The organism is Pseudofrankia sp. DC12, assembly GCF_000966285.1.
Classification (GTDB): Bacteria; Actinomycetota; Actinomycetes; order Frankiales; family Frankiaceae; genus Pseudofrankia.
In genome coordinates this window covers 2,743,052-2,757,350 of sequence record NZ_KQ031391.1, presented here as the reverse complement: position 1 = coordinate 2,757,350, position 14,299 = coordinate 2,743,052, and the positions used below count along the sequence as shown (strand labels likewise).

Annotated in this window: 7 protein-coding genes and 1 riboswitch; of the genes, 1 reads left to right on the top strand and 6 read right to left on the bottom strand. The window is 76.1% G+C overall.

Annotation, left to right across the window (positions count from 1 at the left end; all coding sequences use genetic code 11):
* Positions 1-35: 35 nt before the first annotated feature.
* The 6 genes from FRADC12_RS10880 to FRADC12_RS10855 form a co-directional block, all read right to left on the bottom strand.
* The gene (locus tag FRADC12_RS10880) at positions 36-3,749 is read right to left on the bottom strand and encodes a hypothetical protein (RefSeq protein ID WP_157488800.1); all 3,714 of its coding nucleotides are present in this window, start codon (positions 3,747-3,749) and stop codon (positions 36-38) included.
* Complete coding sequence (locus tag FRADC12_RS10875) at positions 3,742-4,836, bottom strand: DUF3293 domain-containing protein (RefSeq protein ID WP_045876560.1); 1,095 nt, start codon at positions 4,834-4,836, stop codon at positions 3,742-3,744. The genes FRADC12_RS10880 and FRADC12_RS10875 overlap by 8 nt, the downstream gene beginning before the upstream one ends.
* Positions 4,837-4,887: 51 nt before the next feature.
* Positions 4,888-4,998, bottom strand: a riboswitch (SAM riboswitch).
* Between the two features lie 240 nt (positions 4,999-5,238).
* Positions 5,239-8,463, bottom strand: coding sequence for a PASTA domain-containing protein (locus tag FRADC12_RS28320; protein ID WP_052710835.1), 3,225 nt, complete (start codon positions 8,461-8,463; stop codon positions 5,239-5,241).
* Between the two features lie 206 nt (positions 8,464-8,669).
* The gene (locus FRADC12_RS10865; protein WP_198152860.1) at positions 8,670-9,062 is read right to left on the bottom strand and encodes a VOC family protein; all 393 of its coding nucleotides are present in this window, start codon (positions 9,060-9,062) and stop codon (positions 8,670-8,672) included.
* A gap of 38 nt (positions 9,063-9,100) precedes the next feature.
* The gene (locus FRADC12_RS10860; RefSeq protein WP_045879410.1) at positions 9,101-9,823 is read right to left on the bottom strand and encodes an AMIN-like domain-containing (lipo)protein; all 723 of its coding nucleotides are present in this window, start codon (positions 9,821-9,823) and stop codon (positions 9,101-9,103) included.
* A 173-nt stretch (positions 9,824-9,996) separates the two neighbouring features.
* A complete protein-coding gene (locus tag FRADC12_RS10855; RefSeq protein ID WP_045876558.1) occupies positions 9,997-12,924 on the bottom strand; it encodes a hypothetical protein in 2,928 nt (975 codons plus the stop codon).
* A gap of 408 nt (positions 12,925-13,332) precedes the next feature.
* Here FRADC12_RS10855 and FRADC12_RS10850 point away from each other — a divergent pair, with 408 nt between their 5' ends.
* A complete protein-coding gene (locus FRADC12_RS10850) occupies positions 13,333-14,298 on the top strand; it encodes an AAA family ATPase (RefSeq protein WP_045876557.1) in 966 nt (321 codons plus the stop codon).
* Position 14,299: the final 1 nt, after the last annotated feature.

Below are 14,299 nucleotides of genomic sequence, written 5' to 3'. Positions count from 1 at the left end.
GCCACGACGACACGACCGGCCCAGCGCGGGAGCCGTCATCCGCCTGGGGACATCGCCTGGGCGCTGAGCAGGTGGGCGGCGGCGCGGACCTGCGCGATCGCGACGCGCCAGGCGGCGTCCACGATCGAGCCGACCGCCTCCGGCGCCGGCCAGAGCAGGCAGGACGGCGGCAGGCAGATCCGGTAGGCCAGCGTGCCGGACTTCTCGTGCGCGATCCAGGCGCCACAGGTCTGCGCGGGCGCGAGGGTGGAGATCGCGATCAGCGCCGCGGTCAGCTCGGCGTCGTCCGCTGGCCGGCCACCACCACTGGGCACACCGGTGTCGTCGAACGTCCCGAGGCGGTCGAGCTGACCCATCCGGCTGAGCTCGCCCAGCCGCTCCAGGTCGCCGGGGCGCAGCAGCCCGGGGTCCAGATGGGTGTCGAGGACCATCGTGCCGGCGCCGTAGAACGGGTGGTCGCCCGGCGTGGGCGGGGCCAGCCGCGCGATGGTCGTCGGCGCGCGCCGGCCCAGCCCGACCTCGTCGTCGGCCGTGAACGAGAACTCCGCGTCGGCGCCGAGCCCGCCTCCGGGCCCGAACCCGGAGACCTCGACGTCCGCCGTGTCGATCGAGGCGGTGGTCGAAGCCTCGGCCCGGCCCGCCGACGGGCTGTCGCCCTGCTCGTCCGGCACCAGCGGCTCGGCCAGCACCAGGAAGCCCGTGCCGTGGCCGTCGTCGGCGATCTGGCCGTCGAACAGGAGCCGGCCGAGCGCGTCCCGGACGTGCGCGTCCCGGAACGCGTTGCCGAGGTGGCCGGGCACGGTGAGCGGCTTCGCCCCGGGCCGGGCCGGGTCGGGCGGGACGCTGAGATCCGGCAGCCAGGTCCGGCTGCCCGCCGCCAGCGCGGTCAGCAGCAGGGCGAGCGGGCCGCGCAGGCCGTCGAGCGGGGCGTCGAGGCGGGTCACCAGGCGAGGCCGGCTCGGCTCGCTGACCGGCTCGGCCAGCCGCGGCCAGCTCATCAGCTCCTCGTGCACCGGCGGGGTCACCGGCCGGGTCCACTCGACGACGACCGTCTCCGGCCGGGCGTCGTCACCAACCGCTGGCGCGGCCGTCAGTGTGAGACCGGCCGGGTAGTCGAGGACGGCGCGAAAGGCGCCGAACAGCGACGGCAGGCCCGCGGCCAGCTCGGCCACCGTGCGCGCGTCCGTCACCGGTGCCACCGGCGAGTCCGCCAGGCTGACGAAGACGATCCACTGCTGGTACCGGACCAGCCGGCCCAGCGCCCCGGCGACCTCGTCCGGATGGTCGCCGAGCATCGTCTCCGGGAAGAACCAGGTGGTCAGGCAGGGGGCGTCAGTCGCGTCGAGGCCCCAGCCGCCGACGACCGTGAGGTCGTCGGCCGCGGTCTCGGCCAGCAGCGCGCGGTTGCGGTCGTTGCACCAGGCGGCCCGCTCGTCGACGTCGCCCGGCAGGTAGTCCAGGCAGGTGCGGACCCGGATGCCGAGGCCGAGGTCCGGGTGGTCGGTGACCGTCAGCTCGGACCGGCAGCGCGCGGCCGGGCCGGAGGGATCGTAGGTCCGCGTCCACCACTCGGCGGTCAGCGTCCGGCCCGGCTCGTGGCCGGTGACCCGGTGCGGCGGCGCCATCAACGAGGTCAGCGTGATCGGCAGCACGAGCGGGCGGACGGTGGCGTCGCCGTTCATCGCCTCCTGGGCACCGAGGCGGACGTCCGGCAGGGCCTCGAACAGGATGTCCCGGCTCGGGCGCGGCCCGTTCGTCGGGTGCGCCGAGCTCGCCGCGGCGCCGCCGCGCGCCGGCCCGCCGAGACCGACGAGCGCGGCCGCGGCCTCGTCGGCGCGGATCAGCTGGTCGACGGCGACCAGCCGTGCCCAGGACCGGTCGGGCGACCAGAGCGACGGCCCGAGGTGCACTCGGGCGACCGCCTCGACGGTCCCGGCGACCGGGTCGAGCACCAGGGCCGACCGGCCGTCGTCGGCGTTGCGCCGCGCGAGCAGCCGCAGGACGTCGAGGGTCGCGGGAACCTTGCTGGCCACCTCGGTCGAGATACGCAGGGAGCCGGCCCGGCGGTCGTCCGGGGCCGGCCGCGGGGTGACCCGCAGCCGCTGCCGGCCGTGGTACGGCCACCAGTCGAAGCCGGCCGAGCCCAGCACGGACCAGTCGACATCTGGCCCGACCAGCGAGGCGTACAGCGCGTCCAGGGCCAGCGCCGGCTCGTCGCAGGCGGTGGAGCTGGCGGCGAAGGCCAGGCCGGCCGGCCGGCGCGAGGCCGGGCCGATCGGGTAGCGGTCGGCCGGGGTGAGGTCCTCGCCGGTGAGCAGGACCCGGCGGGCGAGCATCGACGCGCCGGCCGCGGCCAGCAGCACCTCGCGCAGCAGCGCCACCGTCGCGCGGGTGCCCGCGGCCATGACCGCGTTCGGCAGGAAGATCGTCCAGGTCGGCGCCCCACCGCGCAGCACCCAGGCCCCGACGCCGTGCGCGGCCCCCGGGTCGCGGGCGTCCTGGATGTTCAGTGCGGTCAGGACGCCGGCGACGTCGTCGCTCGGCCGGACCGAGACCGGCGTGCGCATGGTGATCAGCAGGCCTTCGCCCGCCTCCGGGCGCGGGTCCTGCCGGCTGGCCAGCACGACGCTGGTCAGCAGGCCGGCCGGCGCCGGCTCCGGCGCGGTCACGACCTCGACCGGCCGGTCCTCCGGCGTGAAGAACGGCCCCCAGCTGAACGGCACCTCGCAGCGGAAGCCACGGCCGTCGCCGGCGCCCCACACCGGGCCGCCGTCACTTTCCTGGTCGTAGCGCAGCCCGTCGAACGCGGCCAGCAGCCCGCGCCAGAGCGGGGTGTTGTCCGCGTCGGCGCCGACGTGCAGCAGGTCGTGGTAGCGGGCGACGCGGTGCCGGCCGGGGCGGGCCTCGCCGTCGGCGTCGCGGGCGACGAACGGCACGCCGGCGACCTCGTCGTGCAGGCCGTCGCCGAGCGCGGCGACCGCCGTCGCGATCTGGTCGCCGACCGCGGCCACGGCGAGCCGGGCCAGCGCCGCGCCGCCGGGTGCCGCGACGTCCTCCTCGTCGGGGTCGTCGTCGGGGTCGTCGTCCTCGTCCTCATCGTCGCCGGCCTGGTCGAGCCGGCCGACGACGAACGAGCACGACAGGTAAAGGGCGTCCGGCCCGACGTCGGTGGCCTCGTCCGCGAAGGATTCCAGGGCCAGCGGGCTGGGCTGGGCGAGCTCGGCCGGCCGGGCCCCGGGCGCGGGCTCGGCGTGCGCCTCGAGGTGTTTCTCGGCGGCGGTGGATGCCTCGGCGCCCGAGCCTGCCTCGACGTCTTCGCCCGCCGGCTCCACCCGTACCGCCGGCTCGGTCGGGTCGTCTGCCAGGCTGGCGCGATCGGCCGGCCCGTCGTCCTCGTCCTCGTCGTCGTCGTCCGGGTCGGGGCGGTCCGGGATGGCCGGCCAGGGTCCTGCGATCCAGCGGTTCAGGGTGATCTCGGCGTTCAGCCGCTGGCAGAGGGCCCGCGCGCGGGCCGGATCGCCGATCGTCGAGACCGGCGTGGTGACCCGCAGTACGGCGACGGCCGACGCCCCGTCGGGGACCGGGAGCAGCTCCAGCAACGTCCCGAGCTCGCTGTGGCGCCAGAGCAGCCCGGTGCCGTCCGGGCCACGCCCGATCCACTCCTCCTCGGCGCCGAGCTGGCTGAGCAGGTGGGTCCGCAGGTCGGCGGCGAGCGGAAGGCCGGTATTGAAGGCGACCGCGTCACTCACCGTTACCGCCGTGGGAGGCGGGAAGGTCGTGTGGGTCTGGCGTGGCGCCCCCGGCCGCCGGGTCGGCCTTGCGCGGCGCCGGCGCGCCGCCGGCAGCCGGACCACCCGAGCCGTCCGTCCCGGTCTCGGCGGCCGGGCCACCGGTGACCATGGGGGTGTCGGTGGTGGCGGTCGTGTCGGTGGCGGTGCCCGCCGCCGGCGTCGCGGCGGTGAGCTCTCGCGCCCGGGCGATCGCCGCGGTCTCCGCCTCTTCGGCAGCCAGCGCCCGGACCGCGTCCGCCACGAGGATCTCGTGCGCGTCGCTGACCGGACCGGTCTCCTCGTCCGCGGGCCGTGCCTCGTCGGTCGACGGCAGGCCGTCGGCCGTCGCCGTCCGCACGTCGGTCGCGGCCCTGTCCGCCGCGGCGGCGGCCTCGGCGCGCCGGGCGGCGGCCGCCGGGTCCGGCAGCGGCTTGGTGAGCCGCGAGCTACGCCAGCCGAACTCGCGCGGTGCGACGAGCTCGTCGCACGGCACCACCGACCACGCCGTCGGGGTCCACTCGACGACGGCGTCCTGCTCGAACTCGGCGCCGAGCGCGCGCGCCCGTGCCCTGGTCAGGCCGGCGACGGCGATGCTCGTCTGCGCCTGGCGGCCGCCGCCGACCGCGGGCCACGAGGGCAGGCCGGTCGTGGCGACGCGGCCCGCAAGCGCGCGCTGGCGGTTGGCGTTCTCGTGCGGGCGCAGCCGGCGGGACCGCGGGTTGAAGGCGGTGAGCACGTGCACCCGCTCCACGCCGGGGAACGGGAACTCCCCGCTGGCGGTGCCGGCGGGCGCCGAGCGCACCACCACGGTGGTGTCCTCGACGCCGATCTTGACCTCGGCGCACGGGTAGTCGTCGAGGCGGCTCTCGAGATCGGTGGCGGCGCGCAGCCGGGTGAAGGCGTCGTCCAGCCGGGCCACCTCGGGCCGGCGGTGGTCCGGGTCGGAGGCCAGCAGCTCCCGGCGTCGGGAGAGGTAGGAACGGCAGATGGCCGCGACGGAGGTCTCCGGCTGGGCCCCGAGCAGGGCCAGCAGGTCAGCGCGGGTGGGGTTCGGGCGCTTGGACACGTCAACCTCCGGGGGCCTCGGTGGACCCCCGCGACCGTGCCCGGTTCGGGAGATCCGCGTTACCGCTACCAGTTGTCACCGGCGGCGATCAGGTCGTTCCTGGGGCACCTTGCGCGAAGGTTGCCGGACGGCGAGCCAGGCCTTGACGCAGTCCTCTTGACCACGAGCCAGGTTAGAACCTCCGTATACGTCTCGCAAGATTCAGCCGTCGGTGCCGAGGTCGCTACTGAATGCGTGACAATGCTACCGGCGGGAACCGACGATTCTGGTGCCGTCGCCGGACTCGCTCCTGGCAACCGCTCCCGGCGACCCCTGCCTGACGGACGGCAGCCGCCCGGTGAGTGGTCGCGCGCTGCCGCCTCGCGTTCGGTCGCCAGGCCCCGGGAAGGGCGCCGATCGGTGTCAGCCCGCCGCCGAGGCGGGCGGCGGTGACGATGTGGTCCCGGTCGGGGTGGGCGAGGCTGGTGGGGAGGGCGGACCCGTCGTAGGCGAGCCGCCGCCCGGCGGCGGGCCGGCGGCCTTGGCGACCACGAGCGTGACGGTACTCCCGCGCGCGATCATGGCGCCAGGAGTGGTCGTCTGCGACAGCACGGTCCCGACCGCGGCGCTGCTCGACTGCTGCGTCACGGCGGCGGTCAGGCCGTAGGAGGCGAGCAGCTGTTCGGCCTCGGCGCGCTGGCTACCCCTCGTGTCCGGCATCGCGACCTGCGCGCTGACCACCGTGATAGTCACCGTGGCCTGCACTGGCACCTTCGAGCCGGGCGCGGGGTCGACGGTCTCCACCAGCCCGGCGGTGATGGTCGACGGCCCGGAGTCCACCTTGATCGCGGCGACCAGCCCGGCCGTCTGCAGGGCGGCCTCGGCATCCGCCTGCGTCCGGCCGGCGACATCGGGAACCGCGGTCTCGCCCGGGCCGGTGGACACCGTCAGCGTGACCGTCGCGTTCTTGGCCGTCGTCGTGTTGGCGGGCGGATCGATGGCGGTCACCAGGCCGGCCGCATCCGGGGCGGCCGCGTAGGCGATCGCGACGTCGGTGAATCCGGCCCGGTGCAGGGCGTCCTGCGCGTCGTTCGTCGACAGCCCGATGACGTACGGCACGGTGGCCAGCGACTTCGTGCCGGCCGGTACGACCACCAGGATCGTGACGCTGGAACCCGGCGGAACCTCGGTGCCCGCGACCGGGAAGATCGCGGCCACATGACCGGCGCTGACGCTGGCCGGCCCGCTGATCGGGCGTACGACGACAGTCAGGCCCGCGTCCTGCAGGTTGGACCGGGCCGCGCTGTCGGCGAGCCCCACGACCTGGGGGATCTTGACGGAGTCCATGCCGGCCGAGACGACCAGCGTCACGGTGTCGGTCGGGTCGATCTCGATACCCTCGCCCGGCTGGACGCTGAGGATGGTGCCCTTCGGCTTGAGGTCAGGCTTCAGCTCGAACCGCCAGTGCGCGAAGCCGGCCGCGTGCAGCCGCGCCTCGGCCTCCTTGGCGGTGAGGCCCACGAGGTTGTCCGGGATCGTCAGCTGGGCGGCCAGGGCGGCATGGGCGGACCGGCCACCACTGTCCAGCGCCGCCGCGGCTGCCACACCGACGGCCGCCAGTGCCACGATCACGCTGAACGCGCTGATCAGGGTGGTCCACGGGATTCGGCCGTCCTGCGCGAAACGGGGGAACCACCGGGCGAGCGCCGCCAGTGGGCCCTGCCGGCGGGGCGGCGGCCAGGTCGATCCGTAGCCGCCTGAACGACCGGAGCCGTCGAGGCTGGCCAGGTTGAGGGTCTCCAGGGTCCGTCCCGGGCCGCGGGGCGAGTCGCCGCGCAACGTCATCGTCCGCTGGCTGATCCGGTTGATGCCGTCGGAGTCGTCGTCGAGGCTGGAGGCGGGGTCGGCGTAGTCCAGATCGCGGAAGCTCGCGTCCCCGGAGTGGTCAGGGCCGTCGTCGACGGCGTCGAGGCGGGCGAGGTAGCCGACCGTGAGCTCGGTGCCTTCTTCACTCCAGACGCTCAGGTCACCGAACGTGAAGTCGTCGTTGAGGCCCGCGACGTCCACCGGGCCGCTGCCGACGGTTGGCTCGTCGTCCCCGGCGACGGCCGGCTCGCGCACGCCGCTGGCCAGTTCCAGGGACCCGTCAGGCGCTGTGGACTCGGGCGCGGCAACCCCGCCGGCCGCGCTCGCGCCGGACCCGTCGCCCGGCGAGCTGTCCGCGGCTGTGTCGGCGCCGCCCGCCGCCGCGCCGACCAGCTCCGTGCCGGCGACACCCGCGCCGGCTTCAGCCGTGCTGGTCAGCCCCGCGTCCGCGACCGGAGCCGCGTCCGCCTGAGCTGCGCCGCTCAGTGCCACCGGACCTGACTGCGCGCCTGCCGGGGTGCCCACGCCGGCCGGCGCGGCCCCGTCGGCCACCTCGACGGCGCGGGCCGCGTCCGAGCCGTCGGCCGCCGGCGCCCCGGCGGACAGCGCGCCGAGGCCCGCGGCGGCCCCGGCGCTGGACGCCGCGTCACTGGTGGCCACGGCACTCGCCGCCGGACCGCCGTGCCCGACGCTGCCGCTGGACCCGTCGGTGGTCGGCAAGGCCCCGGCGGCGGGGGCTCTGTCCGCGGCGTGGGGACTGGCCGCGTCGAGGCCGCCCACGCCGGCGGCCGGCGCGGCGCCGTCCTGCTCGCCGCCGGTACCGTCGGCGCCCGTCGGTGCCACCGCGCCGCTCGCGCCGGTCACCGGCTCACTGCCTGGGGGGGTGACCCAGACGGGCGAGGTGGCCCGGACCGTGCTCAGCGCCTGGAGCCGGCCGACGATCTCCGCCGCGGTCGGCCGCTCGGCCGGGTCCCGTCGCATGGCGGCCCGCACGACATCGGTCAGCCCCTCGTCGAGCCCGTCGAGGTCCGGGTCCGAGTTGACGATGCGGTACAGCACGGCCGGCACGGCGCCGCCGCCGAACGGGCGCCGCCCGGTCGCGGCGAAGATGATCAGCCCGCCCCAGGAGAAGATGTCGGCGGCGGAGGTCACCCGCTGGCCGCGGGCCTGTTCCGGGGCCATGAACGCGGGGGTTCCGACGACCAGGTCCCGGGTCACCGCGACGCTGTCCGCGGCCCACGCGACGCCGAAGTCGATCACCCGCGGGCCGAACTGCGAGAGCAGCACGTTCGACGGCTTGAGGTCGCGATGCACCAGCCCGGCCGCGTGGATCACGGTGAGCGCCGAGGCGACGCTGACGGCGACGCGCTCCACGTCGGCCGACCCGAGCGGCCCCCGCCGCGACACCGTCTGGGACAGCGGCGGCCCGTCGACGAACTCGGTCACCAGGTAGGGCGCGCCGTCCGGGGGGTCGACGGCGTCGAGCACCTCGGCGGTGCAGTAGCGGGCGACCCGGCGGGCGACCTCGGCCTCGCGGCGGAACCGCGCTCGGTACTCGGGGTCGTCGGCCAGCTCGGCACGCACGATCTTGACGGCGACGCGTCGCCCGGACGGGGATCGGCCCAGGTAGACGGTGCCCATGCCACCCTCGCCGAGGCGGCGCAGCAGCTGGTAGCCGTCGAGCTCGCGGGGATCCGACGCGCGCAACGGGCTGCCCGGCAGCGGCGTCGCCCGCGCCGGCGGGCGCGCCAACGCACGCGACGCGCCTCCGCGTGAGTCCACGTCCCCCCCGATGACCAGAGCTGTGCCGGACGGCCGCGCGTCCCAAGTCTGAGGACGCTCCAGGCGACTGTTTGGTTGTCGTCTGTCGTATACCTGACAGGTCCGACAACCCCTGACACCGACTCGCCGCGACGCTCCTGCCGGCCACGCTCTGTATCCAACGACTCGTGTCGTCCGCCGGTGGCCGCGAGGCACCAGGCTTCAGGTCAGGCGGGTTGGATCATGTCCCAGCGGTTGCCGGCGAGGTCGAAGAACACCACGACCCGGCCGTACGGCTCGTCCCGCGGCTCGCCGAGGAAGGTGACGTCCGCGGCGCGCAGGCGTCGGTAGCTCGCCTCGAAGTCGTCGACGTGCAGAAAGAACCCGACCCGCCCGGCGGCCTGGTTACCGACGGCGGCCGACTGCGTCGGCCCGTCGGCACGAGCGAGCAGGACCGAGGTCTCGGCGCCCGGTGGGCGGACCACCACCCACCGCTTCGGCCGCCCGTCGCTCGTCGTCGCCGGCGAGTCCTCGACCAGCTCGAAACCGAGTACCTCGGTGAAGAAGACGATCGCGGGGTCGTACTCGTCGACGAGCACCATCACCTGTGCGAGCTTCACCGCACGACCCTAGCCACATGGCCCCGTGCGGCGCGCGGTCAGGGAGCGCCGGTGGCCTGGGCGGCGAAGTCGAAGACCAGCCGGTCGGGCTTGGCCAGCTCGGTCACGCGGTAGCCGGCGACACCCGACAGGCCGATGCCGAAGTGGACGTAGCCCTCGAAGTCACCGGCCAGCGCGATCTGGCGAATCGCGGGTAGGCCGCCGCCGTCGATCGGGCTCGTCACGGTCGGCTGGCCGGAAGCGTCGTGCGCGGCCGCGGGGGTCAGCACGATCTGGAAGAACGCCTGCCCGGCGAGCGCCATCGCGGTGCCCTGGCCTGGCGTGAGCACCTGGTTGACGTACTGCGCGGTGTAGCCCGGCAGCCCGCCGGTGAACTCGAACACCACCCGGTCGAAGCTGAGTTCGTTCACGACGTCGTGACCGGCGGTCACATTGACCAGTTCGGGCGGCGGCGTCGTCGACCGGATCCTGGAGGTCGGCCCGCTGGGCCACGCGGGCGCGCTCGGCGCCTGCGCCTCGCTGGGGCTCGGCTGCGGCGTGGCGACCTGGCTGGGCGTCGCCGTCGGGGCTCCGCTTGACGTGGCGGGCGTCGTGGGCACCGGTGTGCCGCCGCTGGAGCAGCCGGCGAGGACGGCGGCGACGAGCGCCAGCACGGGCAGGGCGGCGCGCGCACCCCTGCGCTGGGGCGGCCGGGACCCCGCCGTCGGCGCGGCCGGGCGCGGGGAGGCGGGGGTGCGGGTCCGTGGGCTGGTTGACGGCATGACGGCCTCCGACCTGATGCCCGGTCCGCCGGACCGGCGGCCCCCGGGAGCGCTGAGGGTACGCCCGTGGCGGCGCAAGTACGGCGGGAATGTCCCCATGCTGACGGCCGTGGCACCGGCGAGCCAGGCCAGGGTGGCCCGTCGCCGCCCGGCCTTGTGGCCCCCTGGGCCGGTCACGGTGCCGCCGCGACCGCGATGGTCCGGGTGCCCGCAGGGGCGGCCGTCCCGATGGTGACGGCGTCGCCGAAGGCACGGGCGCCGCCGTCGGCGTCGATAAGCCAGTAGCCGCGGCCGCTGGGGGTGGCCGCGATGCCGACGACGGTGCTTGACCCGGCCGCCGAACCGTAGCCGCCGGCAGTGCCGTGCGCGCCGACGACTCCGGCCGCGGTGACCGTCCAGTAGCCGGACCCGGTCGGTGACGCCGTGATGCCGACGAGGCGCTGCGGCCCGGTCGCCTGGCCGGTGGGCTGCGCGCCGGGGGCGATCGTCCCGGCGTCGCCGAACGGGTAGACGCCGCCGGCGGCGTCGAGGAGCCAGTAGCCACCACCGGTCGGGGTGGCGGCCAGGGCGACGACCGGTGCCGCGGGCGCGGTGCGCAGCGACCCGTAGCCGGCCAGCGTGCCGTGCGGGACGACGGTGCCGGCGGCCGTGACGGTCCAGTACCCGCCTCCGGTCGGGCCTGCCGCCGCCGCCACGACCGTGCCACCCGCGGAGACGGCCGGCACGGCGGGCGCGTCGCCGACCGGGCGGCCGGCGCCGGCCGCGTCGACCAGCCAGTAGCCGTGGCCGGTCGCGGTCGGCGCGATCGCGACCGCGCCTGGGCCGGCGGCGCCGGTGGCGACCGCCTCCGCCGTGCCGCGGGCGAGGACCGAGCCGTCGGCGGTGAGCAGCCAGAACCCAGGTGGCCTTGGTGAGCCCTGGTCTGGTGGCGTCGGCGCCCGGCCGGGAGACGTGGTCGGGGTCGCGGGAGCGGTCGGGCGGCCGGGTGCGCCAGCCGAGCCGCTGGGCGGGCCGGTTGGCGCGGGCGCCGTCGTCGGTTCGGCCTGCGGCGGGCCGGCGGACCCGGGCGTCCCGGCGCCGGCCTGGCCCGGGGACGGGCCTTCGGTACCGGAACCGGACGCGGCCTCCGAGCCGCCGGTACCGACGCGGCCGCCTCCACCGGTCCGGCTGGTGCCACCGGTCTGCCCGCCGCCCGGACCGCCGGAGCCGGTTGGCTGGCCGGACGGCTGTTCGCCGGCGGTCGGCTCGGGCTGAGGCGGGGCGGCGGTGTTGCTCGCCGGCGGTTCGGGCTGGCCGGAGCCCGGCGGCTGGCTATCGGTCGGCTGGCTGTCGGTCCGCCCACCCGGCTGGCCGCCGCCCCGGCCGTTTCCGGACCCGGTCTGTCCGCCGTTCCGCCGACCGGTGCCCCGGTCCGTCCCGTCTGTTCTGTCGCCGCTGTCGCCGCGGGTGTCGCGGGTGCCGGGCGGAGTCCAGCCGGGCCAGATCAGGCCCGGCCGGCCGCCCGTGCCTGGGCCGCTGGCCTGGGACGACGGCAGGCTGGCCGTCGGCGTGGGGCCGGGAGGCAGCGGGCGCGGTGTGTCAGTGCGGGTGCCGCCGGGCAGCGCCGCGCCGAACTTCAGGAGGGTCCGCCGGCTGGCGCCGTCGACCAGGACGACGGTGGGGCCGGTCTCGTCATTGATCCACAGCTGGCCGTTCTGGACGTCCAGGCTGATCCGCGACGGGGTGCCGATGGGCGCGACCGGCACCGGCGCGGCGAAGCGCGCGGTGGTCGGGTCGAAGTCCCAGACGACCCCGGCCGTGGAGTCGGGCACGTAGACCTGGCCGTCGTGGGAGAGCGGCGCGCCGACCTGGTGGCCCGGGCCCGTGCCGGTGCCCGTGGCGGCCGCCAGGGCGGACACGTCGACGTCCGCCGCGCCGAGAGCGGGCAGCGTCGTCGAGCTCACCCGGCCGGTGGCGAGGTCCGCGAGAAGCAGTTCGCCGTTCGCCGGCTCGGCGAGCGGGAGCACGTGACCGTCGGTACTGGTCGGAAGGACCAGTCGGTCGTCGGCGCCTGCGGCCGCCGACTGGGGCGGCGCGACTGGCAGCCGGATGGCCGGTTCCGCGTGGTCCGCCGTCAGGCCGGCGACCGTGCCGGCGGTCTGGTCGACGACGACGGCGGACCCGGCGACGGTCGTGACGTCGATCCGGTCGCCGGCCGGAGCCGCCGGCACCGGCGTCCCCGGAACTCCGGCCCGGATCGGGACGACGGTGCCGGCGCTCGGCACCGGCACCCACAGCGTCCCGTCCGGCGTCTGGGCCACCGTTCCCAGCCCGGCCGGGAAGGTGATCGGCGCGCCGAGTTGGGCCAGCGTGCGCGGGTCGAGGCGGATCACCCGGCCCGAGGCGGCGTCGACGGCGTAGGCGACCCCGGCCGCGGCGAGCACGACGCCCCCCGGCGGCAGCGCGACCGAGGCGCTGATCGTCAGCAGCGACGGGTCGACCAGCCAGACGGTGCCCGCGAGGTCGTCCACGACGATCACCGCCTCGGCCTGGTCCGACGGCCAGCCGACGCCGAGGTCCGCCGCCGCGGTGGCTGTCGGTGCCGCCGCGGCGGTGGACGACGGGGCAGCCGGAGCGGTGGACGTCGGCCGACGGGACCCCGCCGGCTGGGATGGTCCCGCGTCGGTGGGAGTCGCCCCGGCGGGCCGCGCGAAGCCGGTCAGCACGGTCAGCGGGTGCCCGGCCGCGCCCGGGAGCGCCACCGCGGCGTCGGCCTGTCCGGACGGCCCGTTGACGTGGAACAGCAGGCCGAGCCGCTCGCTCGCCAGCCAGCCGCCACCGTCGGACAGCGCCAGCGCCACCGGGTGGGAGCCGCGGCCGAGCGCGGCCGCGCCACCGACCGCGACGAGCGCGAGCGCCGCGACGATCGACGTCACCCGCCGGGCCCGGCCCGACGGCGCGGGCTCGTCCGGAGGTCCGCTCGGCCCGGTGAGCTCGTCATGGCTGTCGGCCGCGGCCGGACCCGCGAGCGCGTCAAGTCCGGCCAGCCCGATGGATCCGGGTGTTCCGGCGGGGCCGGCCGGACTGGGCGGAGTCGGTCCGCTTCGCGGTGTGCGGGTCACGGCACGTGTGACGGCCGGCCTGTCTGACGGGTTGCGACCCGATCAGAGCCAGAAATGCGTCGTTGGCCCGGCTGGCAGGGAATCACCCGAAATCACCGAGCGGCCAACTTTCTCGGGTTCCGGGACAACGAACGGCGGAGGTCCCTCGTCTGAACTGAGCGAACCGGCTCGGGCCGCGGGGAGACCTTGCGGGCGCGCACACCGGGAAGGTTCCGGGTGGCTCCCCCCGCCACCCGTGCGGGCGGGTCGCGCCTGCCGTCCCCCTCGGACGGCGTGACCCGCCCGCCACTCGCCGCGGAGCCGCGCGCCGCAGCCGGGCGCCGTGGCCTTCGGCAGCCGAGACCGCTCCCGTAGTCCACGGAGGAGACCGGACGTGACGATCCCCAGCGCCACCCGGGCCGGCGCGCGATGAGCGCCGCGCTGGACACGTTCGCGACGGCCTTCGCCGACGTGGTCGCGAACGTCGAGCGGGTGATCCGCGGCAAGCGGGAGGCGATCGAGCTCGCGGTCATCTGCCTGTTCGCGGAGGGCCACCTGCTCGTCGAGGACGTGCCCGGCCTGGGCAAGACGACGCTGGCCCGCAGCCTCGCCGCGTCGGTCAACGCGAGCTCCCACCGCATCCAGTTCACCCCGGACCTGCTGCCCTCCGACATCACCGGCACCACGGTCTACAACCAGCGCCTCGGTGAGTTCGGCTTCCGTCCGGGCCCCGTCTTCGCGAACCTCGTCATCGGCGACGAGATCAACCGGGCGTCCCCGAAGACCCAGTCCGCGCTGCTGGAGGTGATGGAGGAGCGGTACGTGACGGTCGACGGCACCCGCTATCCGGTGCCGCTGCCGTTCATGGTCGTCGCGACCCAGAACCCGGTCGACATGGACGGCACGTACGCGCTCCCGGAGGCCCAGGTGGACCGCTTCCTCATGCGGCTGCGCCTCGGCTACCCGAGCACGGAGGCCGAGCTGGAGATCCTGGAGGGCCGGCAGGTGGGCCGCCGGGTCGAGGACCTGGCCCCGGTGATGCGGGCCGAGGACGTCATCGCCCACAGCGAACGGACGCTGTCGGTGCACGTTGCCCCGGCACTGCGGCGCTACATCGTCGATCTGGTCGCCTCGACGCGGCGAATCCCGGACGTGCTGCGTCTCGGCGGGAGCCCGCGCGGCAGCATCGCGCTGCTGCGGGCGGTCCAGGTGCGGGCCGCCTCCACCGGCCGGGAGTTCGCCACCCCGGACGACGTGAAGGCGCTCGCCGCCCCGGTGCTCGCCCACCGGCTGGTGCTCAGCCCGGAGACCGAGCTGAAGCGGGTGACCGCCGAGGACGTCGTCGCCGAGGTGCTGCGGGCGGTCCCCTCACCTCGCCGCCTCGTCGGCGTGTGAC